We start from the raw sequence: 23,858 nt of genomic DNA, 5'->3' as shown, positions 1-23,858 counted from the left end.
CGGCGGCGCGGCGGCATGATATTCGTCGCGGCCCGTTCACTGGGCAAGCAGGTCGCGGCAGAAGCTGATGACGGCATTGTTGAACAGGCGGGGACATTCCCAGGACAGGAAGTGCCCCGCGCCGTCCACGAAGAACGGTCCGACCAGATTCCTGTAGGCGACCGCTATGCGCCGGGCGGTGTTGGCGTTCGCCGTGGTGAAATCATGCGCGCCCAGCAGGAACAGCGTTTCCACGTCGCTCGCCTGCGCCAGCAACGGCGGTTCGGAGAATGTTTCGGGATGGAGCGGCGTTTCGTACCAGCGCAATGAATCGCGGAACATCCTGGCGTCGCCAAAGGGTTCGGCATGGAAGGACGCCATGTCCTCGTCGAAGGCGCCCGGCCCGGCTATGCCGGTCGCGGGCCGGCCGGCTTTCCAGACCCTGGTCGTGTAAAAGCCCTTGACGTAATCCCGGCGGGCCTCCGCCGTGTCCAGTTCGGCGCAGAGGCGATCGGCATGATTGCCATGTTCCAATATGTGATCGGTCGCCGCGACGACTTCCTCGATCATGTCGCCGCCGATGCCGGCCGCCGCATAGACATCCCACATGAAGGGGACGACGCCGCTCCACAACACTTGCCGCAGGATGCGTTCGGGGAATCTGTTGACGAGGTCGAGGCCCACTATGGTCCCCTGGTCGAAAGCGGCGAGGACGAACCGCTCATGGCCGAGCGCTTCCATCAGCGCCACGCTGTCGCGCCCGGCCATGACCTGATCCGTCCACCTGTCCGCGCGCGGCGGGGAGTCGCCCCATCCGCTCGCATCCGGCGCGATCACCTCGAAACCGGCTTCGGCCAGGGGGCCGATGTTCCGGTAGAAGATGCGCTTCGTGCTCGGCCAGCCGTGGAGCATCAATAGCGGCAGGCCGCCCACGCCCTCCCGGATATAGGCGATCTCCGCATTGTCGCGGACGGTGGTCCGGCGGACCTCGAACGAAGCGGCGTGTATCTGGCGATCGGCGGGTGGGGTGGTCATCTGATGCTGCTCCTCGCGCTTCGATGATGGGCTTTGGGTTTCCGGCCGCGCCGGTGGAACGGTGCGCCGGTTTGCTGCACAATAGAATAAATTATCCTATTGTTGAATGAGGCGGCCTTGTCTACGATCTTTCACGGAACCGGGAATATGATGGAGAGGCAAGCGGCAGGACGCGGGTTGGCGCGCCTGCCCGGACCGCGTTCATCCATCCTCCCCGGTCCGCGGAGCCCGACATGATGGGATGAGCCAGTCCCCATGCCGGACCGGCCGGTTTCGGACGAGGCGGGGAGGGGATTTTCATGGAAGCTGCGACCGGCGAAGGATCGTCCGTGATCGAATGCGACGTGCTGGTCGCCGGGTCGGGGGCGGCGGGCCTCTCCGCCGCGATCGTCGCGGCTAAGGCGGGGCTGTCGGTCGTGGTTGCGGAGAAGGCATCGGTTTTCGGCGGGACCACCGCGCTGTCGGGCGGCGGCGTCTGGATACCGGCCAGCCGGGCGATGCGCGCCGACGGCTTTGACGACAGCATCGCAGACGCCGCCGCCTATCTGAAGGCCGTGCTCGGCGCCCAATATGACGACAGCAAGGTCGAAGCCTATCTCGCTCATGCCAATGAGGCGGTGGATTATCTGAGCGAACATGCCGGCCTGGAACTGATCTCGGCCGGGCTGCCCGATTATGAAATGCACTTGCCAGGGGCCGGACATTCGCGATGCCTGTTGTCGCCCGACTTTGACGGCCGCAAATTGGGGCCGCTCCTTGGCAAGCTGCGCCCGGCCCTGCGGGAAATGGGCGGCCCGCTCGGGTTCCAGATCGGCTTTGCGGACATGGAACCGCTCCTGAACCTGCACCGTTCCTTCGCCGCTTTCCGGAAAAGCGTCCGCATCGTCGCCCGGCAGGTCGCCGACCTTCTTGTCCATGGCCGCGCCACGCGACTGGCGAACGGCAACGCGCTTGCGGCTCGGCTGCTGCTGGCGGCTGCGGACAGCGGGGTTTCGCTTTGGAGCGATGCGCCCGTCAAGTCGCTCCGGACCGCGGACAATCGCGTCATCGGCGCCATCGTCGAACGATCGGGCCAGACGATGGAGGTCCGGACGAGCAAAGCCGTCATCATGGCGACGGGAGGATTTGGCGCGGATGCGGCGATGCGGCGGGAGCATATCCCGCTCGCCGCGACGAGCTACAGCCTGGCGCCCAGGGAGAATAGGGGCGACGGCATTCGGCTCGCCCTCGGCGCCGGGGGGCGCCTGGCCGAAGGCAATGCCGCCAATGCGATCTGGACGCCCATGTCGGCGATGCCGGCGGGCGATGGGTCGCCCCGGCCCTTCCCGCATCTGGCGGGAGACCGGCTGAAGCCCGGGTCGATCATCGTCGATGCCGACGGGCGCCGCTTCACGGATGAAGCGAATCACTATCAGGCGGTCGGCAACGACATCAACCGGGTCGGCGCCGAACGGATGTTCCTTGTCGGCGATGCGCAATTCCTGCGTCGATACGGCATGGGGCTGGCGCGTCCGGCGCCCTGGCCGCATGGCGCGCTGCTGCGGAAAGGATATTTGAAGCGGGCGGGGACCGTCGCGGAACTGGCGGGCCAATTGGGAATCGATCCGGCGCGGCTTGAACGGACGGTCGCCACCTTCAACGAACATGCGCGCCAGGGCCATGATCCGGAGTTCGGCCGGGGCGCCCATGCCTATTCGCACTTCATGGGCGATCCGGGGAGGGACAATCCCAGCCTGGCGCCGCTGGAGCACGCGCCCTTTTATGCGATCGAATTGAGGCCGGGCGATCTTTGCACGTTGCTGGGGGTGGTGACGGATGCTCGCGCCGCCGTCCTGGACGCGGCAGGGCAACCGATAGCCGGTCTCTATGCCGTTGGGCTGGACATGAATTCCCCCTGGCGCGGGGCCTATCCGGGCGGCGGCGCCGCTTTGGGGCCTGCCATCGTCTTCGGCTACCTCGCTGCGCGGGACATCGTCCGGGCAGGGCAGGCCGCCGCCTGAGCGGGGCCGCGCCCGGTCGCGACGCGGGCAGCCTTTCGCTCCGACGAAAAGCTGCCCGCCTTCCGATCTCAACGGGTGCCGGCGCGCCCCTTCTGCATTTCCGTTCGGATATACTGGCGCACATCTTCGCGCTGGCGATCCGTGAACTCTTCGAAGCGCGGCATTCCGCCCGACACCAGCGCCCCTTCGCGCAGCACGCTCGCAAAGGCTTCCGGAGAGGTCGGTATGGTCGACCGCCGCAGGTCCGGCGCGTGCGATCCGCTCACCGCGCCGAAGCCGTGGCACACGACGCAGTGCTTCATGTAGATCACTGCTCCGGCGGCGGCGCTGGCCGGGTTGGGCGCGAATTCCGGATCGGCGGCGATCGGCTGGACGGAATGCTTGTCGGCCGGGAGCTTCGCCCTGGCGCCGATGGCGAAGGTCAGGACGCGCCGTTTCTGGCTGCGGGGATCGATATTATACCGGGACAATATCGGCGCCCACATCGCCAGGCCCGTGCCAAGGCCGGTGATTATGGTCACATATTGGGTGTCGCCCACCCTATAGGAAATGGGCGGCGCCACGATCGGCGTGCCGGTGGCGAAGGACCAGACGGTTTTGCCCGTGGCCGCGTCATAGGCCTTGAAGCTTCCGTCCACCGTGCCCTGGAAGACCAGCCCGCCCGCCGTCGCCATGACGCCGCCGTTCGCCAGCGTCGGATGCTCCACGCTCCATTTCTTCTTCTGCGTGACCGGGTCCCATGCGACGAGCGCCCCCGTCGCCTGTTTCGGATCCTTCACGTCGAAGTCGGGAATGAACGATCCGCCGGACGATCGGTCCAGAGGCGGCTTGTAATGGGCGAGGTCGGGCTCGTCCCGGATGGTCATTCCGGCATTGATGACCGGAATATAGGCCAGCCTGGTGGCGGGACTATAGGCCATGGGTTGCCAACTATGGCCGCCGGCCGACGAGGGCCAGATGGTGAAGGTCTTGCCGTCCGGGTAGCGCGCGTCCGGATTTTCGACCGGGCGGCCGGTCGCCAGGTCGATTTTGCTGGCCCAGTTCACCTTCGTATAGGGTTCAGCGGAAATCAGCTTTCCCGTGACGCGGTCTATGACGTAGAAAATGCCGTTCTTGGGCGCCGTCACCAGGACTTTGCGCGGCTTGCCGGCAATGGTCAGGTCGGCCAGGGCCATGTCCATCGCGGCGTTATAGTCCCATGTCTCGCCCGGATTCTGCTGATAATGCCATTTATACTCGCCGGTGGAGCCGCTGACCGCCACGACGGACGCCAGGAACAGATTGTCTCCCTTCCCGCCGCTTCGCACCTTATGATTCCATGGATAGCCATTTCCGGTTCCCAGGAAGATGGTGTCGGTTTCGGGATCATAGGATATGGCGTTCCATACCGTGCCGCCGCCGCCATATTTCCACCATTCTCCCGACCAGGTTCCGGCCGCCATTTCCATGGCCTTGTTTTCGAACCCGTCGGCGGGATTGCCCGGCACGGTGTAGAATCGCCACAATTGCTTGCCGGTGTCCGCATCATAGGTGGTCACATAGCCCCGCACCTTCCCCATGTCGCCGCCGAAGCCGACGATGACCTTGCCCGCATAATAGCGCGGCGCGCCGCTGATATAGGTGGGCTGGTTCTTGTCGAAGGTCTGCACGCTCCAGACTTCCTTGCCTGTCCGGGCGTCGATCGCGATCAGGCGGCCGTCCTGCGTTCCCGTATAGATCTTGCCATTGCCCCAGGCGATGCCCCGGCTGCCCCATCCCAGGCGAAGATTGGGCCCGGCCGCCTCCGCGGCGTGCGGGTCATGGCGCCAGAGCAATTTTCCGGTCTTCGCGTCGATGGCGTGCACGATGCTGTGCCCGACGCCGAAATAGAGGACGCCATCCACCGCGATAGGCTGGGTGGCCGAATTTTCCGGGCCAAGGTCGAACCACCATGCCAGCCCCAGATCGCCGACCGTCTTGCCGTCGATCTGCGTCAGGGGGCTGTAATGCTGTTCGCCGAAGCTGCGCCCATAGCCCGGCCAGTCCTTTCCGTCGCTGCCGTCGAGATAAGGCTCCGCCGGCCGGGGCGCCGAGCATTGCTGCGTCGTTCCCGCTACCATGGCCAGAGCCAGGGACATCAATGCCGCCTTCCTGAAATGCCGCATCCCATTTTCCTTCATATTCGGTGATCGGCCGACTCCGGCCATGTCCGCGCGCGGGATCGGCTTAATCCGCGCCGTGGAGGAGTTGGTGGAAGGGCGCGGGATCGCAATATTCGGCGATATGGTGGATAAGGCCGTCCTTGAACTTTATGACCATGCACACGGGCACTTCGAATTCGCGGCCGTCATTCAGTCGTCCCCAGACGACATGCTGCTGCACGAGCGTGCCGGCGTCCGTCACGTCGCGTTCGATGTTCCTGTATTCGACGGCCGAGCAGATCGAAAAAAAGCCCTGCAACTTGGCCAGGTTCTCTTCGCGTGCCTGCACGATCCGGTCGTCATTGTGCCAGACGGTCGCGTCCGGCCCATAGGTGCTGACGAATCCGGCCGCGTCGCGGTTCGAGAAAGCCTGCGTGAACCGTTCCGCGACGGCCAGCATGGCGGATTTCATATTTTTTTCCAAAGTTTTTACCTCCCCAAGAACTTATATTTGCCGGAAGATCCAATCGTTCCAGGCCATCGGCGCGGCGCGGCATGAGATGCTCCATGGCGCGACACTGCAAATGCGTGGGCGCCGCGAAGACGGTGGGCCGCAGGCGTCGTGTCGGCCTGGCGCTTCCACAGGCGCCAAGCCCGCGTCGTCCCGAATCATAAGATAGGTTATGCGGTGATGCAAGGCGCTCGCGGCGGGCATGCCCACCGGCGACGGGTGCATCGGGACAATCCTCAACCCATGTGAAATCCCGCATTTCAACGCTCGATCCGTTCAAATCGCGATTATCGACCCGCCTTTCAGGCGCCCTCTTTCCATCGATACATTTTTCTGCAATGGACTGCAAATAATTCGCCGCCTGGGTGATCGAGTCCCGGCGAATACGGATATTCGGAAAGGAGGAGCGGATGAGCGGCCCACTGGCAGGCGTTCGCATCATCGAGATGGCAGGCATCGGTCCCGGCCCGTTCTGCGGGATGATGCTGGCCGATCATGGCGCGGAGGTGATCCGGGTGGAACGCCCCGGCGCGGTCGTCGACCGGCACGACGCGCTGGCGCGTTCGCGCAGATCCATCGTGCTGGACCTGAAGGATGCCGACGCCATCGCGCAATTGCGCGGGCTTGTCGCGACGGCCGACGGGCTGATCGAGGGATTTCGGCCCGGAGTCATGGAGCGGCTGGGCCTTGGCCCGGACGTGCTGCTGGCCGACAATCCGAAGCTGGTCTATGGCCGGATGACCGGATGGGGACAGACCGGCCCGCTCGCGCAGGCGGCTGGACATGACATCAATTATGTTGCGCTTTCGGGCGCCCTGCATGGTTGCGGGCGCGCTGGCGAAAGGCCGACGCCGCCGATGAACCTGCTGGGCGATTTCGGCGGCGGCGCGATGATGCTGGCCTTCGCGATGGCGAGCGCCCTGTTCCACGTGTCGCGGGGCGGCAGCGGCCAGGTGATAGATTGCGCCATCACCGATGGTTCGGCGCTGCTCAACGCCATGACGATGAGCTTCGTGACGGCGGGCGAATGGCGGGACGAGCGCGGCGTCAACCTGCTCGATACGGGCGCGCATTTCTACGACAGCTATGAATGCGCCGACGGCAAATATATCAGCATCGGGGCGATCGAACCGAAATTCTACGCCCTGTTGCGGGAAAAGCTCGGCCTGGAAGACGACGCCGCGTTCGACCGGCAGTTGGACGCGACGGCATGGCCGCTGCTGAAGACGCGGCTGGAGGCGCTGTTCCGGACGCGCGCCCGCGATGAATGGTGCGCGCTGCTGGAAGGGACCGACGCCTGCTTCGCGCCGGTGCTGTCGGTGGCGGAGGCGCCCGGCCATCCCCACAATGCGGCCCGCGACACGTTCATCGATGTCGACGGCCTCATGCAGCCCGCGCCCGCGCCGCGCTTTTCGGTGACGCGGGCGGATCGCCCCCGCGCGGCGCGGCCGGTCGGGGCCGACACGGTCGAGATTCTTCAATCGGCGAATGTGGCGGGATAGCCGCCGCGACATCAACAATTCGGAACGCTTCAACCCTATCGACAGGAACAGGACGCATGCCAGAAGCCTTCATCTTCGACGCCGTTCGCACGCCCAGAGGGCGCGGGAAACCCGACGGCTCGCTTCACGAGATCAGCGCGCTGGAGCTTGCCGCGCAGACGCTGGGCGCCATTCGCGATCGCCATCGACTGGACACGTCGCTGGTGGACGACGTGATCCTGGGCTGCGTCATGCCGGTGGGCGAACAGGGCGCGGACATCGCCCGGCTCGCCGTGCTGGCGGCCGACTATGCGCAGTCCACCGCCGGGGTCCAGGTCAACCGCTTCTGCGGATCGGGGCTTGAGGCGTGCAACATGGCGGCTGCCAAGGTGGTGTTCGGTGAAGCCGAATTCGCCATCGGCGGCGGCGTCGAATCCATGTCGCGCGTGGCGATGGGGGCCGATGGCGGGGCGATGGCGGTCGATCCCAGCTTCGCCTATGACAGCTATTTCACGCCCCAGGGCATCGGCGCCGACCTGATCGCCACGCTCGACGGATTCAGCCGCGAGGATGTCGACGGCTATGCAGTGGAAAGCCAGCGCCGGGCGGCGCGCGCCTGGGCGGAAGGGCGCTTTTCCCGTTCGGTCGTTCCGGTGGTCGACCAGGCCGGCGTCACGCGGCTCGACCATGACGAACATATCCGCGCCGACGCGACGATCGACTCGCTCGCCACGCTCAAGCCCTCCTTCAAGGCGATGGGCGAGACGCTGTTCGACCCGGTGGCGATCCAGCGCTATCCAGAAATCAGCCAGGTCGACCATGTCCACCATGCCGGCAATTCCAGCGGCATCGTCGACGGCGCGTCGGCGGTTCTGATCGGATCGCGCGAGGCCGGCGAAAAGGCCGGCTTGAAGCCGCGGGCCAAAATCCTGGGCGCGGCCTCCATCGGATCGGAGCCGACGATCATGCTGACCGGCCCGTCCTATGTCACTGAAAAGCTGCTGAAGCGGCTGGGCATGGCGGTGGCCGACATCGACCTTTTCGAACTGAACGAGGCCTTCGCGGCGGTGGTGCTGCGCTACATGAAGATGCTCGACATCCCGCATGACAAGATCAACGTGAACGGCGGCGCGATCGCCATGGGCCATCCGCTGGGCGCGACCGGCGGGATGATCCTGGGAACCGTGCTGGACGAACTGGAACGGTCCGGCAAGGAAACGGCCGTGATCAATTTGTGCGTCGGCGCGGGCATGGGCACCGCAATGGCCATCGCGCGCGTCTGAGGAGAGTATCATGCAGCATATCAGCATCGAAACAGGCGCGGACGGCATCGCGCTCGTCCGGTTCGACGTCATCGGCCGGACGATGAACACCATCACGGCGGCGTTTTCGCAGGAACTGGAACAGCTTGTCGAACGGCTGAAGGGCGATGCCGCGATCAAGGGCGCGATATTGACGTCGGGCAAGGACAACGGCTTCATCGCCGGCGCCGACCTGGTGGAGATGGAGGGCGACATCGCCCGCTGGCGCGTGGCGAGCACCCAGGAGGAATTGGCCGGTGCGGTTGCCGATTGCGCGTCGCTGAGCCGTCGCCTGCGCGCCATCGAAACGCTGGGCAAGCCGGTTGTCGCGGCGATCAGCGGGCTGGCGCTGGGCGGCGGAATGGAAGTGGCGCTGGCCTGCCATTATCGCGTCGTGGCCGACAATCCGAAGATCCAGCTAGGCTTTCCGGAAGCGACCATCGGCCTGCTGCCCGGCGCGGGCGGGACTCAGCGCCTGCCCCGGCTCATCGGGCTTCAGGCCGCGCTGCCGCTGCTGCTCCAGGGCAAGCCCGTCAGTCCCACCAAGGCGCTTGAACTGGGCTTCGTAGATGCGGTGGTTCCCGCCGCCGATCTGATCGAGACTGCCAAAGCGTGGCTGCTGTCGGTCGGCGATCCGGTTGCCCGCTGGGACCGCAAGGGCTTCAAGCTGCCCGGCGGCGCTCCCTATTCGTCAGCGGGCCAGCAGATCATGGCAGGCGCCAACGCCATGCTGCGGTCGACAAGCTACGGCAATTATCCGGCGCAGGAACAGATTTTGAAGGCCGTGTTCGAAGGAACGCAGGTGCCGATGGATGCCGGCCTGCGCATCGAAAGCCGCCGCTTCCTCAACACGGTGCAGACTCCCCAGGCGGAGGCGATGGTGCGCACCCTGTTCCTGTCGATGCAGGCGCTGGGCAAGGGGCAGGGCCGTGCGACGGGACGCGAAAGGTTCGATCCCCGGAAAGCAGGCGTGCTGGGCGCGGGCATGATGGGCGCGGGCATCGCGCATGCGCATGCCCTGGCGGGCATCGACACCGTGCTGATCGATGTCGATCAGGCCGCTGCCGACAAGGGCAAGGCCCATGGAGACAATCTGCTGGACAAGGCTGTCCGCCAGGGGCGTCTGTCGCAGGAGAAGGCGGATGCGGCGAAGGCCCGAATCTGCGCTTCTACGGACTATGGCGACCTGGCGGGCGCGGACATCGTGATCGAGGCGGTGTTCGAGAACCGCGCCCTGAAGGCGGAGGTCACGCGCAAGGCGGAGGCGGTGCTGGGATCGAACGCGATATTCGGAAGCAATACCTCGACGCTGCCCATCGACGGACTGGCCGACGCGTCCCAGCGTCCCGAATCCTTCGTCGGCATCCACTTCTTCTCGCCGGTCGATCGCATGCGCCTTGTCGAGATCATCCGGGGCAAGCGCACCAGCGACGCCACGATCGAGGCCGCGACCGATTATGTGCTGCGGATCGGCAAGGTTCCGATCATCGTCAACGACAGCCGCGGCTTCTACACCAGCCGGGTGTTCGGCACCTATATCGCCGAAGGCTATGAGATGCTTGCCGAAGGGATCGCGCCGGCCATCATCGACAATGTCGGCCGCATGACCGGCATGCCGCGCGGACCGCTGGAACTGAGCGACGACGTGGCGCTCGACCTGCTCGACAAGGTGACGAAGCAGACGGCGGCGGATTTGGGCAGCGCCTATGTCGCCAAGGCGCAGGACGGGATCGTCGACCGACTGGTCAACCAGCTCGGCCGCCTGGGACGCAAGAACGGCCGGGGCGTATATGACTATGCGCAGGACGGCAGCGGCAAGACATTATGGGCCGGACTGGCTGATCTCGCGCCCCCCAGCATAGTCTCGAGCGACGCGGCGCTGGTCGAGCGCATTCGCCTTCGGCTGCTCTACCGCCAGGCGATCGAGGCGGCGCGCTGCGTCGACGAAGGGGTGATCGGCGATCCGCGACAGGCAGATGTCGGGGCGATCCTGGCCTGGGGCTTTCCGGCATGGACCGGGGGGCCGCTCTCCTTCATCGATTCCGTCGGCGCCGCGACCTTCGCCGCCGTCGCGGACGAACTGGCGCGCGATCATGGGGACAGGTTCGCCATACCGCCCCTGTTGCGCAAGCTCGCCGAGGAACGGGGCCGGTTTTACGAGGCCCCGATCCGGCAGAAAGCGGCATGATCGACCGCGCCCAACTATGGACGGCGCGGTTCCGCAAGGGGGGCGCCGCCTGATCGGCGCGGGCGATCGTCTGGATCGGCGCCGGGGCGTGTCTTCCGCTCCGGCGCCGGCCCATGGATGGAACTGGCCAAGGGAGCGCCGGAGCATCATGCTGGCGCGCAGTTTGAATCTCGCTAAACATGCCCCGATGCTGACGCTCCGTGAGCCTGAGATGCTGCTTGCCGCTGCTGCCGAAGGCCGCGATTGCCGCCGGTCGGGCATGACGACGCGCTGTGCCCGGCTCGCCGCCTCGCGCGGATGGCGGGGGCCGGCATGACCTCTCCGCCCGCTTCCGGCCACTCGCGGATTTCCAATCGGGAACTATATGCCGTCGCCGGCATGACCAGCGCCAGCGCGCCGATGTTCGAACGCCGTCGCCGCATATTGCGCGAAACCCAGCATATGTTGGCGGAACAGGGCCTTGGCGGTTTCAGCACGATGGAATTGAGCCGGCGATCCGGCGTCGCGCAGCGCACGATATTCAACGCGTTCGGCAATCGCGACAATCTGGTGGCGCTGGCGATCCGATTTTATTTCGAGGAGTTCAACCTGGCGCTGGCCGACCGATTCGACGTGTCCACGCTCGACGGGGCGTTGGGGAAGTTGACGGCGACGACATTGCGCAATCTTCAATTGCGCAACTATATGACCGCGATCGTCTCATTGCATTTTTCCCCCTCCGCCCCGGCTCAGGTGCGGGCTGTCACCTTGGCCATCGGTGCGGGATTCTTCCGCGATTGGCTGGACAACCAGCGAAACAGGAGCCTGCTGCCCGCGGAGATCGACCTTGGGCGGCTGACCCGGCACATTGCCCATCTCGAATATGCCGTGATCAACGATTGGCTGGTCGGCGCGGTGGAGGAGGCCCAGGTCGTCGACAATATGTTGCAGGCTGTCCTGGAAATGCTGGTCGGCGCGCTGGATGGCGATGTTCGCGCGCGACTGGAGCAATATCTGGCGGACGTTCGGGAATCAGGGCCGCTCTCGCTGCAATTGAAGGCCGATGGAGCGAACGCCATCGCGGCATTGTCCCTGTAGAGGGACCAGCCGAAAAAGCATGGCATCCGTTCGTCCGGTCGGCACCATCCGAACGCCTCAAAGCAGCGGATCGTTCGGCGTCGCGCCGAACGCCAGCGTCCCCAGACTCTCGCTCGCCGTATCCGAATCCAGGAAGGCATGCAGGCGCAATATCTCAAGGTCGCGGGCGTAGCGTTGCAGCGGATTGGCCTCGCGATAGCCATTCGCGCCGACCCCCTGCATGATCAGCCGCATGGTGTCGGCGGCCAGTTCTATGATCAGCACGGCGTTCATCTTCGCGGCGGCGCGGGCTTCCAGCGGGCGCAGCCGGTCGGGCGCGCCGGGGGTCAGGAGATCGGCGACATAGGCGTCGAGCATCTGCTCCGCCAGGCGCGTTTGCGCGAGCACCCGGCCAAGCCTCATGCGGGCGGAGGACTTGGCGGAAACGGCCTCTCCAGTATTCGTATTATGGCGGGCGCGCACCTGGCTCAGGAAAATGTCGGTCGCGCCGCGCAGCGCGCCCACGAAGACGGGCAGCGGCTCCACGAAAAGCGCCGGCATCAGCGGCAAGGCATAGAGCGGTTGGTCGGCATGGATTGCGGCGCCGGGCGCCACGCCCGCCAGCAGGTCCGCCAGCGACAATGACCTGTGGGCCGGTACGAACACGTCATGCACGGCGACGTCGTGACTGCCGGTGCCCTTCATGCCGGTGACGTGCCAGGTGTCGATCATCTCCACCTGATCGCGCGGGATGGTGAAGGTGCGCGCCTCCGGCGGGCCGCCGGGTGGATAGACGAGGCCGCCGAAGATGACCCAATCGGCATGGACGATGCCCGAACTCCAGGCTGTCCGCCCGGTGATGCGATAACCGCCCGGCACGATCTCCACCTTCGCGACCGGCGCTGCCTGTCCCGCGCCCAACGCATAGTTGCGCGAGCGGAACAGCTCCTCCTGCCCCTCCATCGGCAGCAGGGCGGCGCGCCATGCCTGGCCGATATAGAAGGACGCCACCCAGGCCGTGGACGGGCATGCCGCCGCCAGGATGGACACGACCCGCGCCATCGTGTCGAGATGCAGCCCGTGGCCGCCGAAGCGGGTCGGGGTGAGGATTGCCATCAGCCCCGCGTCGACCAGTTCCCTGATGCTCTCGTCGAGCGGTGCGCGGTTCAATTCGGTCGCCTGCGCTCGCTCGGCAAGTCGCGGCGCGATCTCCCTGGCGCGGGCGACGAGCGTCTCCGCGTCCAGCGGTTGCTTGCCATGCGGCTGCTCTGCGAGGGCAATATCTGCTTCGATATGGGAGATCGTCGACACGGGCAGCATCCTTCAACCGTTGTTCGGATACTGACTATGAAGCAAATAATATCCGGGCATCCGCCCGCGCAGCAGCGATTCGCCGTTCATCCGATCTCTCCTCGACCAAATATTTTTATCCACGGCCCGCGGGTCTTTCCTGTCCGCCCGCTAAAGCCCGAAAAATACCGAGATTTGTGCAATCGTCCATGACAGGCGCGCAAAACGCCCGTTCAGGTCGATGCCAATCCCTTCCATGCGACCCGAGGCTCCGCCTGCGTCCAGCCAGGCTCGATGTTACTAATCACTAGGACAGTTAAATGTATTTTTGCGGGTAATACAAGCGGAAAGATGAAGGGTGAGGACAGCTTTGCCGGGCGGTTCCTTCCCGCCCCCGCCTCCACGGCTGCGAGCGGCGGGATGAGCGTGCCGGATTTCAGCCGCGCTGCGCCGAAGCGAGATGCTCCACGATCCTGGTCGCGCCGGCAAAATAATCCTCGCCTTCGGTCCACGCGACTTCAGGGAACGCATCGACGATCCGCCAGCCGCTTTCCGTACGGCGGAAGGTGAATCTGAGCCATCCTCCCACGGTCCGGCTTTGGGAGGGATGGGCCTGCACCGTCACATGATGGGTGATGCCGGGACAGCGCGCCCGCGCCTCGTCCCCGTCGATCGCAATGGCGGGCAGGCCGAGAAAATGATGGGTCTTTTCATAGGATGACAGGAGCTCCTCGCTGCCCTTGGCCAACAGATGCTTGGCCAGGCGATTTGGCGGCGCGCCATAGCCGCCCTCATCGGCGAAAAGATCCTGCCAGGCGGAAAAATCCCGGTCGTCGAGACAATTTGTATAAGCCGAGATCAGTTTCTGGATCTCGGCCTGGTCGACCAGCCATTTGATCTGGTCTTCTGTAGCACTGTCGATCATGATCCGTCTCCGACATTCGATTGATTTTCTTCAGCTGGGCAGCGGTGACCATCCGTTCAATATTGTCGCCACGGATGCCGCATCTGCGCTCCATGGCTTCCCAAGGCGATGAACGGGGCCAAGGAAGTTGTCCTTACGCTCACCTAGCCCAGGTGCGCCTGATTCGGAAAGGGCGCGGGAGTTTCCAGCGTTTCCGCCTTGTGCCCCGCATGGAATTCATGTTCGTCCATCATACTGATTTGGAACGATTATATAATAACTCTTGTCGCGTAGAAACTGTCGCGGCTTGCAATATCACGGTCAGAGATTAGGCCTTTGACCCTAAATCCGAAAGGCTGGCGCATGCTCCAGGGCGGGCGGCGTCCTCCATCGCAAGGATATTGTCATGGCTCGAACTTATATCATCGATGCGGCATGGACCGCATGTGCGCGCCCGCGGCGCGCATCCGGCGCCATCGCCACCATCTCCATCGCCGTGCGGCTCTGATCGACATGGCTGTCCCGCAGACGGTCGGCGGCCGCATCCGCATCGAAATCGACCAGGGCATAGCCGATATAAGGCTGGTGCGGTCCGCCAAGCGCAACGCGCTGGACGGCGCGATGTTCGGCGCCCTGGCCGAAGCCATCGATATCGTCCGGGAATCGCAGGCGCGGGCCGTCGTCCTTTCGGGCGAAGGCAGCGATTTTTGCGCGGGCCTGGACCTTGGCATGTTCGCCGAAATGCAGGCCGGCCTCAGTCCCAGCGGTATTCCGGCAGACCTTGTCCCGCGCACCCATGGCAGTTCCAACCTGCCGCAATATTGCGTGATGGGCTGGCGCAGCCTTTCCATGCCCGTCATCGCCGCGATCAGCGGTTCGGCGATCGGCGGCGGCCTTCAGCTTGCCCTGGGCGCCGACATCCGGATCGTTCATCCGGATGCGCGATTGATGCTGAGGGAGGTCCATTGGGGCCTGGTCCCGGATATGGGGGCGTTCGTCCTGCTGCCCCGTCTTGTCCGGGATGACCAGCTTCGCCGCCTGATCTTTGCGTCGGCGCCGGTGAATGGCCGTGAAGCCGTGGAAATCGGATTGGCGACGCAATGCGACGAATCGCCGCTGGCGGCGGCCCATGCGCTCGCCCGGCAGATCGCGGGCAGCGACGCGGCGGCGGTGGCGGCGGCCAAGCGGCTCTGCAACGATCCCGACTCCGGCACCGATGCGATGCTTTTGAAGGAATCGGCCGCGCAGCAGCAGCGCATCGAGGCGGTGATCAGGGCAAACGCCGCGAACCCCTGAATGGCGGGTTCGCGGCTTCAGGCGGAAAAGCCCGGCGAGGAGGGCGCGGGATAGCGCTTGAGCGGAGAGATAAATTAGCTTATGGGATTGTCCTATCGGCTGCTCAAGGCCCGCTCCATGGGGTGTCGCCACCCTCTTGGAGCCGAATTTCAGATATAGGCGCACAGGGAAGAACATGGCATTTGAAACCATTTTGTTCGACGTCGAAGATGGAGTGGCCACCCTCACATTCAACCGTCCCGAACGGCTGAACGCCATCGACGAGCAGATGGTGGGCGAGGCCTATGAAGCGGTTTCGGCCATCGAGGACGACGACAGCATTCGCGTCCTGGTGATCACGGGGGCGGGCCGCGCCTTTTCCAGCGGAGCGGATCTGGCCGGCGGCGACCTGGAGCCGGGAGAGGTGGATGCGGGCCGCGTGCTCGAAACCCTGTTCAACCCGCTGCTGGAAAAGCTGTTCGCGCTGTCGGTTCCGGTCGTGGCGGCCGTCAACGGCCCGGCGGCAGGGGCCGGATGCTCCCTGGCGCTCGCGGCGGACATCACCGTCGCGGCGGAATCGGCCTATTTCCTCCAGGCATTCATCAATATCGGGCTTGTGCCCGATGTGGGTTCGACATGGGTGCTGCCTCGCCAGGTCGGGCGGGCAAGGGCGACGGCGATGATGATGCTGGGCGAGCGCATTCCCGCGCCGCAGGCGGCCGATTGGGGCTTGATCTGGAAATGCGTGCCCGATGCCGAGCTTCACGATGAAGTGCGGAAAATCGCCCGCAAGTTCGCCGCGGGTCCGACCAGAGCCTATGCCATGGTGCGGACCGGCATTCGCGACGCATTGGAAGGCCCGCTGAGCAAGGCGCTCCACGCCGAGCGCCGCAACCAGTGGTTGGCCGGCCGAACCGCTGATTTCGCCGAGGGCGTGGCGGCCTTTCAGCAGAAGCGTCCGCCAAATTTCCGGGGCAGCTAAGCACTGTGCGGAAAAGCGGGAGCCGGCTTTCTGCTTGAAACGATGCGATAACCCAGAGCGCCGCCTTTGTCGGGTTTGACGCGGCGCGCTCTGAGTTTCTGCTGTCGTACCGTTTCCGGCGGAAAAGCGGCTCCCGCCCTTCGGCAGGCTCAGGGAGCAGGGCGCTCCGGCTCCGGGTAGGAAACGTTGCATTGCCGCGCGGATTCAAGGGGGTCGCGGCGAATGGCGTGGGTGGATTCAGGAGATGGACCGGAGGCATGACTCTTCTCTCGATATCGCGCTGCATTTCCTTCTGGGCCGGGCGCAAGGGCGCCTCCCCGGCGATCACATGCGGCGATGAAAGCATAGGCTGGCGGGAACTGGAGGAACGAAGCAACCGGCTTGCCCGCCATTATCAATCGCTGGGCCTTGGGCGGGGCGACTTCGCCACCATCGTCCTGCCCAACGACATCGAATTCTACTGCGCCGCGATAGCCGTCTGGAAGCTCGGAGCAACGCCGCAGCCGATCTCCTGCCACGCGCCGCTGGTCGAACAATGCGCGCTGATCGAACTGGGGCAGCCCAAGCTGGTCATCGGCTGGTCCCATGCGCAGCCGCCCAACGGCGTCGCCACCGTGCCGCCCGGCTTCGCGACGCCCGACCTGTCGGCCGAGCCGCTGCCCGACATGGTCGCGGACAAGTGGAAGGCGCTCGCTTCCGGCGGATCGACCGGACGGCCGAAACTGATCGTCTCGATCGCGCCCGGCCGCTTCGATCCGCTCGACCCTTCCTATCTGATGGAGCCGGAGGGTGTGATGCTTGCGTCCGGCCCGCTCTATCACAATGCCTCCTTCATGTTCTCCATGCACGCCTTGTTCTGCGGCGCGCATGTGATCGTGATGCCCCGATTCGATCCGGCAGAGGCCTTGGCGCTGATCGACCGGCATGGCGTCACCTGGGCGCTGTTGGTGCCCACCATGATGCACCGGATCTGGATGCTGCCGCCGGAAGTGCGGGAAGGGCACTCGCTCAAGAGCCTTCGGATCGTGCTCCACACCGGCGCCGCCTGTCCCGCATGGCTCAAGCAATGCTGGATCGACTGGGTCGGGCCGGAGGTGTTGCAGGAGGGCTATGGCGGCACCGAAGGCTGCGGCGCGCACTGGATCTCGGGTACCGAATGGCTCGCGCACCGGGGATCGGTCGGGCGTTCGCTGGAGGGATTCGACGTGCGCGTCGCCGGCCCGTCGGGGGAGATATTGCCGCCGGGGGAAATCGGGGAAATCTGGTCCCGGCCCAGATCGGGGCCGGGATCGACCTATGAATATCGCGGCGGCCAGTCCCGCCGGGACGCGGACGGTTACGAATCGATCGGAGACATGGGCTATCTCGACGCGGAGGGCTATCTTTACCTGGCCGATCGGCGCACGGACCTTATCGTCTCGGGCGGCGCGAACATCTATCCGGCCGAGGTGGAGGCGCAGATCGACTCCTATCCGGGCGTGCGCGCCAGCGCCGTGATCGGCCTGCCGGACATGGACATGGGCGCGATCCCGCACGCCATAGTCGAGGCCGACGCCGGCCTGGACGTTGATGAGCTGCGCGGGCATCTCGCGGTCCGGTTGAGCAGGAACAAGATTCCGCGGTCGTTCGAGATAGTCGACGGTCCCCTGAAGGACGAAGCCGGAAAGCTGCGCCGTTCGGCGCTGCGAGCGGCGCGGATTGAACAAGGATGAGATGGCCGGCCGGTGACAAGGCCATCGTCGTTGGCGGCGCTTCCGGCCCGGCCGGGATCAGTCGGGCTCCGCGAATATCAGGGCGTTGATCAATTCGATCGTTTGCTCGATCTCTATCTTGCTGAACGGATTGCGTTTGGTGAGATGCTGATATTCGGCCGAGACGGAGAAGGGGATCGCGGCCATGCCGAGTATGGCGAACCGCAGCCTTCCGGGATCGACGCGGCGAACCGCCCCCTGCTTCTGCGCTTCGGAAATCAGGCCGGACATATATTCGAAGTCCTTGCCGATGAAGTTTTCGCACATCCAGGTGAGGCGTTTCGACGGCTGATGCGCTTCAAGCGTCATGAGGCGGTGCAGTTCGGGAACCTCCGCCGACATGTTGACGATGCCCCTGATCATCGCCTTCAGGCGATCCTTGGGCGATGTCGCGTCTGGCGCTACGATCGCGTCCAGCCCGGAAATGGAATAGCGTTCGGCCAGATCCACCACCACCGCCTTCCACAGATCGTCCTTGGTCTGGAAATGGTAGAGTAGGAGGGAGAGCGAAACCTGCGCGTCAGCGGCGATCGCGCGGGTCGAGGCGCCTTCGAATCCGACCGTCGCAAAGGCATGCAAGGCGGCGGTGAGCACGCGGGCGCGCACCTCCTCCGGTCGCCGTTTCCGCGTCGCGGCCGGCCGACCCTTCGCGCCTGCAACGATGCTCTCGGCCTTGGCGGATGCAGACGTCATCGATCCTCCATAGGGATGAACGGGCCACCGCGCAAATCCAAAGAGGCTTATGCCGGGGCCGGAGCGGGCCGTCGGACCCGAAGTCCCCGGCATCTTCAGCGATCAGCTTGCGCGGATTTTCGCCAGGCCGTTGGAGAGCGCCACGCGATTACCGGCGCGACAGACAAAGGCGACGGTCGATCGGTCGACCTGCCACAGATCGAACTCCAGCGTCTCGCCGGGATATACAGGCGCGGAGAAACGCACGTCCAGTTGCGCCAGCCTTTCGGGATCTCCCTCCGCCGCCAGCGCGATGATCGCCCGCGCCGCGAAGCCATAGGTGGCCAATCCGTGCAGGATCGTCCCGTCAAACCCGATGCGGCGGGCGAATTCCGGGTCGACATGCAGCGGGTAATAATCCCCGGAAAGCCGGTAGATCAGCGCCTGTTCCGGCCGCGTGGGCATGGCGATCCTGCGATCCGGGGGCCGGGAAGGGGCGGGAAATGCGGGTTTCGGGGCAATGGCCGAACCGCCGAAACCGCCATCTTCGCGCAGGAAGACGCTGCCCCTGATGGTGGCGAGCGTGCGGTCGCCGTCCGCTTCGTGCAGGGTTCGCCGCGTCACCAGGATCGCGCCCCGGTCGGCCCCCTTGTCATAGATCTCCTCCACGGCTGTGCGCGCGATCACCTCGCCGGACGCCGGCAGCGGCGCATGCCAGGTCACGCTCTGTTCGGCATGGACCATATTGCCCGCCGAAATGGTGGTCGCGGGGTCGAGCATCCAGGACGCGCCCTCGCCCAGGACGGCGGCCATGGTGGGGACAGGGACGAGGCGCCGTTCCCAGACGAAGCGCAGATCGACATGGCCGTCTTCGTCCGGAATGCCCGCGCCGACGCCCAGATTGTAAAGCATGGTGTCCCGGACGTCGAAACGCTGCCGCATATCCGCTATGGGCCAGGCCTTCACCAAGTCATAGTCCAGCGGCATTGGCCATCCCTCCCGTTTCTGCATCGGCTCGTCAGCGCGCAACGATGCTCTGCCTGCAGTTGTCTTATAACATAATACATGTTATGTGAAGGCGATTTCGAGCGGTCCGATGAAGGGGCCGCGCAAGATGGAGAGCATATGGTCGAAGCATATATCGTTGCCGCGGCGCGGACCGCCGGCGGACGGCGGGGCGGAAAGCTCGCCGGGTGGCATCCGGCGGATCTGGCGGGCAAGCTGCTGGATGCGCTTGTCGACCGGGCTGGGGCGGACCCTGCTATCGTCGACGATGTCATCATGGGGTGCGTCGGCCAGGCGAGCGAGCAATCGACCAATATCGGGCGAAGCGCCGTCCTCTCATCGAAGCTGCCGGAAAGCGTGCCGGGGACTTCGGTCGATCGTCAATGCGGTTCGTCGCAGCAGGCGCTGCATTTCGCTGCGCAGGCGGTGATGTCCGGAACCATGGACGTGGTGATTGCGGCGGGCGTCGAATCGATGACCCGCGTGCCGATGGGCACTGCCTCCAATGGGCCGGGATTTGGATCATGGTCCGGCGAGGAGATGAAGGCGCGGTATCCGGGGATCGTCTTCAACCAGTTCGACGGCGCGGCCATGATCGCGAAGAAATACGGTCACAGCCGCGATCAACTGGACCAGTTCGGTTATGAAAGCCACCGCAAGGCAATCGCCGCGGTGGAGGCGGGCGCGTTCGATGCGGAGATCGTTCCGATCCCCGTCGAGGGCCCCGACGGCGAGGCGGCGCTGCATGTCCGGGACGAGGGCATCCGGTTCGACGTGACCCGCGAAGCCATGGCGGGCGTCAAATTACTGGCCGAGGGAGGGATCATCACGGCCGCCACGTCCAGCCAGATCTGCGACGGCGCATCCGGCGTCATGGTGGTGAATGAACGGGGACTGAAGGGGCTGGGAGTAGAACCCCTGGCGCGAATACATCATATGTCGGTGCGCGGCGGCGATCCCGTGATCATGCTGGAAGCGCCGCTGGAGGCGACGAGCCATGCGCTCAGGAAAGCGGGCATGTCCATCGACGATATAGACCTGTTCGAAGTCAATGAAGCCTTTGCCCCCATTCCCCTTGCCTGGCTCAGCCATTGCGGGGCGGACCCCAAGCGGCTGAACGTCAATGGCGGCGCCATCGCCCTGGGGCATCCGCTGGGCGCGTCGGGAACGAAATTGATGACCACCCTGATCCACGCCCTGCGCGCGCGGGGCAAGCGTTACGGCTTGCAGACCATGTGCGAAGGCGGCGGGATGGCCAATGTCACGATCGTCGAGCGGCTCTAGGCTGTATCGACATTCAGCCCTGGCGGCGTGCAAATGCCGGTATCCACGCGTCCGGTCCGGCAAGGGGTTGCGATGTCGAACATGGTCTTGATCGAGCGCAAGGCTGGCTATGCCATAGTGACGTTGAATCGGCCGGAGGCGCTCAACGCCCTGTCCGACCGGCTTCGCGCGGACCTGAACGCGGCCATGCGCAGCCTGGCGGAGGACGGCGATGTCCGGGTCGTCATCCTGACGGGGTCTGGACGCGCCTTTTGCGCCGGTCTCGACCTCAAGGAAATCGCGGAAAAGGGTTTCCCCAAGTTCGGCGACGCCGATCTGGCGGACCCCGTGCGAAGCGTCGCGAGCTTTCCGGGGCCTGTCATCGTCGCCGTCAACGGCCATGCGATCACCGGCGGATTCGAACTGGCGCTCGCCGGGGATGTGATACTCGCGAGCGAGAATGCCAGTTTCGCCGACACCCATGCGCGGGTCGGCGCGATGCCCGGCTGGGGATTGTCGCAGCGGCTGAGTCGGCTGATCGGCGTGAACCGGGCGAAGGAATTGTCGCTGACCTGCCGGTTCGTCCCGGCACAGGAGGCGGAGCGATGGGGAATCGTCAACCGGGTGGTCGAGCCGGACCGCCTTCTGGAAACGGCGGAAGAGATGGCGCAGGCGATGCTTGCCACCGCGCCCGGCATGATCGAGCGGCTGAAGGCGGTCATCGACGACGGCTATCTGCTGACCCTTGGAGAGGGGCTGGCCCTTGAAGGAGAGCGCGCCCAGCGCTTCAATGAAGGCGCGCGGCCGGCCTGATCCGACGCCGCAGCGCCGGCAGCCGCCGTTCGGCGTCGGCCGGCGCAGCGGCGGGCGGTTACAGGGAACCGAATGTCCTGCCGCTCTCCGCCAGCTCGACCAGCAGCCGCGATGGTCGCATCGCCTCTCCCTGTTCGGCTTCCAGCGCCTTCATCGTCTCGACGATCCTGGGCAGGCCGACCGCATCGGCCCAGAACATCGGGCCTCCGGTCTGCACCGGCCAGTTATACCCCTTGATCATCGCCACATCGATGTCCGATGCGCGCATGGCGATGCCTTCCTCCAATATCTTCGCGCCCTCATTGACCACCGGATGCAGCAGGCGGGCCACGATTTCCTCCTGGCTGAAGCTGCGTTGCGCTATGCCCTTCCAGGCGGCATGGGCGCGGATGATGTCTAGAGCCGCTTCGCTGGGACGTGCTGCGCGCGCCTCGTCATAATCATAATAGCCCCCGCCGCTTTTCTGGCCCATGCGGCCGGCGGCGACCAGATCCTTGGCGACGCTGCGCTCCGTCGAGTCGCGGCCGATCACGTCGAGGCCGACCAGGTCCAGCATGCGGAACGGCCCCATGGCGAATCCATAATCGTAGATGGCGGCGTCGATCGCGTCAGGGGAAAGGTTCTGAAGCAGCAGCAGGTCGGCCTGTTCGGTGCGCGCCCTCATTGCGCGATTGGCGATGAAGCCGTCGCACACGCCCGACAGCACCGGCACCTTGCCGATCTTGCGCGCTAGTTTCATGGCGGTCGCGACCACGGGCTTCGCCGTGGCGTCGCCCCGCACGACTTCGAGCAGCGGCATCACATTGGCGGGGGAGAAGAAGTGCAGGCCGATAACATGATCGGGGCGGGACGTGGCCCTTGCGATCTGGTTCAGGTCGAGAAAGGATGTGTTCGACGCGAGGATCGCGCCATCCCTGGCCACCGCATCGAGTTTCGCGAATATCTCCTGCTTGAGCGGCATGCTTTCGAACACCGCCTCTATGATCAGGTCGCAATCCCTGAGATCGCCGAGGTCGAGGGTGGCGTGGAGCAGCGACATCCTCCGTTCAAGCGCCTCCGCAGTGAGCTTGCCGCGTTTCAGGCTGATCTCGTAATTCTTGCGGATGGTCGCGATGCCGCGATCGAGATTGGCCTGCGCCGTCTCCACGATATGGACGGGGATGCCGACGTTCAGGAAGTTCATGGCGATCCCGCCGCCCATCGTCCCCGCGCCCACCACGCCCACGGTTCGAACGGGCAGGACGGGGGTGTCGCCGGGCACGTCCTTGACCTTCGATGCGGTGCGTTCCGCGAAGAAGGCGTGGATCTGCGCCTTGGCCTGGAGGCCTTTTTCCAGTTCGACGAACAGCTCGAACTCGCGAGCCAGCCCTTCCTCGAAAGGCAGGGCGACTGCGGCCTCGATCGCCTTGACGATGCTTTCGGGCGCATCCTTGCCGCGGAAGGCGCGGGCATTGCTGCGACGGAATTCGTCGAAAAGCTCCGGCTGTTGCCGGTCGGCGGCGATCCTGTCTTCAAGATCGCGGACCCGGCGGAGCGGCGCGCCCCCGGCGATCAGCTTGCGGACATATTCAAGCGCCGATCCGACCAGCGCGCCTTCATCCGCCACTTCGTCGACAATCCCCATTTCCCTTGCCGCTGATGCGGAGACGGGCGCGCCGCCGGTGATGAACTCCAGCGCCTTGCGCGCGCCGATCAGGCGGGGAATGCGCTGCGTCCCGCCCGCGCCGGGCAGCAGGCCGAGCGCCACTTCGGGCAGGCCGAGGCGGGCGGAGGGCACAGCGATGCGATAATGGCAGCATAAGGCGACCTCCAGCCCTCCGCCCAGCGCCGTTCCATGGATGGCGGCGACGATGATCTTGGAACTGTTCTCGATATGCCGGCAAACGACGCCGAGATCGGGGGCCTGGAATGGCTTGCCGAACTCGGAAATGTCGGCGCCCGCGGAAAAGGTCTGCCCGGCGCATGCAAGGATGACGGCCTCGATTTCGGGGTCCGCCTCGGCCATCGATATATACTTCAGCAGCGCCCGGCGCACGTCCAGCCCCAGCGCGTTGACCGGGGGGGAATCTATCGTGAGGACGGCGATCGATCCATGCTTCTCCAATTTGGCCACTTCAGTCATTGCTCCCCTTTCGATCCATGTCCGGCTGTCTTGTCCCGCCGAATTTGCGATGCAAGTCACGTGGTTGCATATAGTGGCTTGTCACATAACATAATATGAGTTATGTCTCA

At 65.0% G+C, this 23,858-nt stretch carries 18 protein-coding genes; 10 read left to right on the top strand and 8 right to left on the bottom strand.

Annotation, left to right across the window (positions count from 1 at the left end; translation table 11 throughout):
- Positions 1-36: 36 nt before the first annotated feature.
- The gene (locus Sj15T_RS19345; protein ID WP_013053975.1) at positions 37-1,014 is read right to left on the bottom strand and encodes an alpha/beta hydrolase; all 978 of its coding nucleotides are present in this window, start codon (positions 1,012-1,014) and stop codon (positions 37-39) included.
- A 299-nt stretch (positions 1,015-1,313) separates the two neighbouring features.
- Between Sj15T_RS19345 and Sj15T_RS19340 the strand changes: the two genes are divergently transcribed.
- Complete coding sequence (locus tag Sj15T_RS19340; RefSeq protein ID WP_013053973.1) at positions 1,314-3,014, top strand: FAD-dependent oxidoreductase; 1,701 nt, start codon at positions 1,314-1,316, stop codon at positions 3,012-3,014.
- A gap of 68 nt (positions 3,015-3,082) precedes the next feature.
- On the opposite strand, the gene Sj15T_RS19335 is transcribed toward Sj15T_RS19340, so the two are convergent.
- Together Sj15T_RS19335 and Sj15T_RS19330 are read right to left on the bottom strand one after the other, a co-directional pair.
- Positions 3,083-5,131 carry a PQQ-dependent dehydrogenase, methanol/ethanol family gene (locus Sj15T_RS19335; protein WP_041386926.1) on the bottom strand — a complete coding sequence of 683 codons (2,049 nt, stop codon included), beginning with the start codon at positions 5,129-5,131 and terminating at the stop codon, positions 3,083-3,085.
- A gap of 88 nt (positions 5,132-5,219) precedes the next feature.
- A complete protein-coding gene (locus Sj15T_RS19330; protein WP_013053971.1) occupies positions 5,220-5,606 on the bottom strand; it encodes a nuclear transport factor 2 family protein in 387 nt (128 codons plus the stop codon).
- Between the two features lie 449 nt (positions 5,607-6,055).
- Between Sj15T_RS19330 and Sj15T_RS19325 the strand changes: the two genes are divergently transcribed.
- The 4 genes from Sj15T_RS19325 (at position 6,056) to Sj15T_RS19310 (ending at position 11,692) form a co-directional block, all read left to right on the top strand.
- Positions 6,056-7,147 carry a CaiB/BaiF CoA-transferase family protein gene (locus Sj15T_RS19325; protein WP_013053970.1) on the top strand — a complete coding sequence of 364 codons (1,092 nt, stop codon included), beginning with the start codon at positions 6,056-6,058 and terminating at the stop codon, positions 7,145-7,147.
- A gap of 56 nt (positions 7,148-7,203) precedes the next feature.
- Positions 7,204-8,409, top strand: a complete 1,206-nt coding sequence (locus Sj15T_RS19320) for an acetyl-CoA C-acetyltransferase (protein ID WP_013053969.1) — start codon at positions 7,204-7,206, stop codon at positions 8,407-8,409.
- Positions 8,410-8,419: 10 nt separating this feature from the next.
- On the top strand, positions 8,420-10,615 hold the full coding sequence (locus tag Sj15T_RS19315) for a 3-hydroxyacyl-CoA dehydrogenase NAD-binding domain-containing protein (protein ID WP_013053968.1): 2,196 nt from the start codon (positions 8,420-8,422) through the stop codon (positions 10,613-10,615).
- Between the two features lie 312 nt (positions 10,616-10,927).
- A complete protein-coding gene (locus tag Sj15T_RS19310) occupies positions 10,928-11,692 on the top strand; it encodes a TetR/AcrR family transcriptional regulator (protein ID WP_253720728.1) in 765 nt (254 codons plus the stop codon).
- A gap of 57 nt (positions 11,693-11,749) precedes the next feature.
- On the opposite strand, the gene Sj15T_RS19305 is transcribed toward Sj15T_RS19310, so the two are convergent.
- Positions 11,750-12,991, bottom strand: coding sequence for an acyl-CoA dehydrogenase family protein (locus Sj15T_RS19305; RefSeq protein ID WP_013053966.1), 1,242 nt, complete (start codon positions 12,989-12,991; stop codon positions 11,750-11,752).
- Between the two features lie 406 nt (positions 12,992-13,397).
- A complete protein-coding gene (locus Sj15T_RS19300; protein ID WP_013053965.1) occupies positions 13,398-13,886 on the bottom strand; it encodes a nuclear transport factor 2 family protein in 489 nt (162 codons plus the stop codon).
- A 492-nt stretch (positions 13,887-14,378) separates the two neighbouring features.
- Between Sj15T_RS19300 and Sj15T_RS19295 the strand changes: the two genes are divergently transcribed.
- From Sj15T_RS19295 to Sj15T_RS19285, 3 genes are all read left to right on the top strand, one after another.
- A complete protein-coding gene (locus Sj15T_RS19295; protein WP_041386924.1) occupies positions 14,379-15,161 on the top strand; it encodes a crotonase/enoyl-CoA hydratase family protein in 783 nt (260 codons plus the stop codon).
- Positions 15,162-15,336: 175 nt separating this feature from the next.
- Entirely contained in the window at positions 15,337-16,122 is a 786-nt protein-coding gene (locus tag Sj15T_RS19290) for an enoyl-CoA hydratase-related protein (protein WP_013053962.1), read from the top strand.
- A 257-nt stretch (positions 16,123-16,379) separates the two neighbouring features.
- Entirely contained in the window at positions 16,380-17,834 is a 1,455-nt protein-coding gene (locus Sj15T_RS19285; RefSeq protein WP_013053961.1) for an AMP-binding protein, read from the top strand.
- Between the two features lie 57 nt (positions 17,835-17,891).
- Here the strand turns inward: Sj15T_RS19285 and Sj15T_RS19280 are convergent, their stop codons facing one another.
- On the bottom strand, positions 17,892-18,566 hold the full coding sequence (locus Sj15T_RS19280; RefSeq protein WP_013053960.1) for a TetR/AcrR family transcriptional regulator: 675 nt from the start codon (positions 18,564-18,566) through the stop codon (positions 17,892-17,894).
- A gap of 102 nt (positions 18,567-18,668) precedes the next feature.
- Positions 18,669-19,532: a MaoC/PaaZ C-terminal domain-containing protein gene (locus Sj15T_RS19275; protein WP_013053959.1), complete on the bottom strand. Its 864-nt coding sequence runs from the start codon at positions 19,530-19,532 to the stop codon at positions 18,669-18,671.
- 138 nt (positions 19,533-19,670) lie between these two features.
- Here Sj15T_RS19275 and Sj15T_RS19270 point away from each other — a divergent pair, with 138 nt between their 5' ends.
- Positions 19,671-20,834, top strand: coding sequence for an acetyl-CoA C-acetyltransferase (locus tag Sj15T_RS19270; protein WP_013053958.1), 1,164 nt, complete (start codon positions 19,671-19,673; stop codon positions 20,832-20,834).
- Positions 20,835-20,906: 72 nt separating this feature from the next.
- Positions 20,907-21,626 (top strand): enoyl-CoA hydratase, encoded by a 720-nt coding sequence (locus tag Sj15T_RS19265; protein WP_013053957.1) that lies wholly within the window; start codon positions 20,907-20,909, stop codon positions 21,624-21,626.
- A 58-nt stretch (positions 21,627-21,684) separates the two neighbouring features.
- On the opposite strand, the gene Sj15T_RS19260 is transcribed toward Sj15T_RS19265, so the two are convergent.
- On the bottom strand, positions 21,685-23,748 hold the full coding sequence (locus Sj15T_RS19260; protein ID WP_013053956.1) for a 3-hydroxyacyl-CoA dehydrogenase NAD-binding domain-containing protein: 2,064 nt from the start codon (positions 23,746-23,748) through the stop codon (positions 21,685-21,687).
- Positions 23,749-23,858 lie beyond the last annotated feature (110 nt).

Origin of the sequence: Sphingobium sp. TA15 (assembly GCF_037101235.1) — a bacterium.
GTDB classification, from domain to species: Bacteria; Pseudomonadota; Alphaproteobacteria; order Sphingomonadales; family Sphingomonadaceae; genus Sphingobium; species Sphingobium indicum.
The sequence above is the reverse complement of the archived record's forward strand: the minus strand, read 5'-3'. Positions and strand labels throughout refer to the sequence as shown.

Excerpts from the sequence above, each read along its gene's own strand:
- Sj15T_RS19345 (WP_013053975.1), bottom strand. The coding sequence starts at position 1,014 with ATGACCACCCCACCCGCCGATCGCCAGATACACGCCGCTTCGTTCGAG.
- Sj15T_RS19340 (WP_013053973.1), top strand. The coding sequence starts at position 1,314 with ATGGAAGCTGCGACCGGCGAAGGATCGTCCGTGATCGAATGCGACGTG.
- Sj15T_RS19335 (WP_041386926.1), bottom strand. The coding sequence starts at position 5,131 with ATGTCCCTGGCTCTGGCCATGGTAGCGGGAACGACGCAGCAATGCTCG.
- Sj15T_RS19330 (WP_013053971.1), bottom strand. The coding sequence starts at position 5,606 with ATGAAATCCGCCATGCTGGCCGTCGCGGAACGGTTCACGCAGGCTTTC.
- Sj15T_RS19325 (WP_013053970.1), top strand. The coding sequence starts at position 6,056 with ATGAGCGGCCCACTGGCAGGCGTTCGCATCATCGAGATGGCAGGCATC.
- Sj15T_RS19320 (WP_013053969.1), top strand. The coding sequence starts at position 7,204 with ATGCCAGAAGCCTTCATCTTCGACGCCGTTCGCACGCCCAGAGGGCGC.
- Sj15T_RS19315 (WP_013053968.1), top strand. The coding sequence starts at position 8,420 with ATGCAGCATATCAGCATCGAAACAGGCGCGGACGGCATCGCGCTCGTC.
- Sj15T_RS19310 (WP_253720728.1), top strand. The coding sequence starts at position 10,928 with ATGACCTCTCCGCCCGCTTCCGGCCACTCGCGGATTTCCAATCGGGAA.
- Sj15T_RS19305 (WP_013053966.1), bottom strand. The coding sequence starts at position 12,991 with ATGCTGCCCGTGTCGACGATCTCCCATATCGAAGCAGATATTGCCCTC.
- Sj15T_RS19300 (WP_013053965.1), bottom strand. The coding sequence starts at position 13,886 with ATGATCGACAGTGCTACAGAAGACCAGATCAAATGGCTGGTCGACCAG.
- Sj15T_RS19295 (WP_041386924.1), top strand. The coding sequence starts at position 14,379 with ATGGCTGTCCCGCAGACGGTCGGCGGCCGCATCCGCATCGAAATCGAC.
- Sj15T_RS19290 (WP_013053962.1), top strand. The coding sequence starts at position 15,337 with ATGGCATTTGAAACCATTTTGTTCGACGTCGAAGATGGAGTGGCCACC.
- Sj15T_RS19285 (WP_013053961.1), top strand. The coding sequence starts at position 16,380 with ATGACTCTTCTCTCGATATCGCGCTGCATTTCCTTCTGGGCCGGGCGC.
- Sj15T_RS19280 (WP_013053960.1), bottom strand. The coding sequence starts at position 18,566 with ATGACGTCTGCATCCGCCAAGGCCGAGAGCATCGTTGCAGGCGCGAAG.
- Sj15T_RS19275 (WP_013053959.1), bottom strand. The coding sequence starts at position 19,532 with ATGCCGCTGGACTATGACTTGGTGAAGGCCTGGCCCATAGCGGATATG.
- Sj15T_RS19270 (WP_013053958.1), top strand. The coding sequence starts at position 19,671 with ATGGTCGAAGCATATATCGTTGCCGCGGCGCGGACCGCCGGCGGACGG.
- Sj15T_RS19265 (WP_013053957.1), top strand. The coding sequence starts at position 20,907 with ATGTCGAACATGGTCTTGATCGAGCGCAAGGCTGGCTATGCCATAGTG.
- Sj15T_RS19260 (WP_013053956.1), bottom strand. The coding sequence starts at position 23,748 with ATGACTGAAGTGGCCAAATTGGAGAAGCATGGATCGATCGCCGTCCTC.